This is a genomic window from Pseudomonas sp. KB_15, assembly GCF_052114525.1.
Classification (GTDB): Bacteria; Pseudomonadota; Gammaproteobacteria; order Pseudomonadales; family Pseudomonadaceae; genus Aquipseudomonas.
This window is the reverse complement of record NZ_JBFREX010000151.1, coordinates 1-540: the sequence shown is the minus strand read 5'-3', so window position 1 is coordinate 540 and position 540 is coordinate 1. Positions and strand designations below refer to the sequence as shown.

The following is a 540-nucleotide window of genomic DNA, read 5'->3' as shown; positions in this document are numbered from 1 at the left end:
GCCTGCTGGCGATGGACTCCAGTGCGCCGCGTTTATCCAGTTCACACGCGTAATCGTTAACGACCATCGCTGGCAAGCCAGCTCCCACAAGAGACCATGCCCACGCTGAAACTGTAGGAGCCAGCCTGCTGGCGATGGACTCCAGTGCGCCGCGTTGATCCAGTTCACACGCGTTATCGTTAACGACCATCGCTGGCAAGCCAGCTCCCACAAAGGACCGCGCCCACGCTGAAACTGTAGGAGCCAGCCTGCTGGCGATGGACTCCAGTGCGCCGCGTTGATCCAGTTCACACGCGTAATCGTTAACGACCATCGCTGGCAAGCCAGCTCCTACAAGCGACCATGCCCACGCTGAAACTGTAGGAGCCAGCCTGCTGGCGATGGACTCCAGTGCGCCGCGTTCATTCAGTTCACACGCGTAATCGTTAACGACCATCGCTGGCAAGCCAGCTCCCACAAGGGACCGCGCCCACGCTGAAACTGTAGGAGCCAGCCTGCTGGCGATGGACTCCAGTGCGCCGCGTTTATCCAGTTCACACG

General features: G+C 60.2%; 1 pseudogene. It reads right to left on the bottom strand.

The annotated features are described in order from the left end of the window. Positions 1–313 (bottom strand): annotated as a pseudogene (locus tag AB4Z35_RS30175) (hypothetical protein); the annotation flags it as partial. Positions 314–540: the final 227 nt, after the last annotated feature.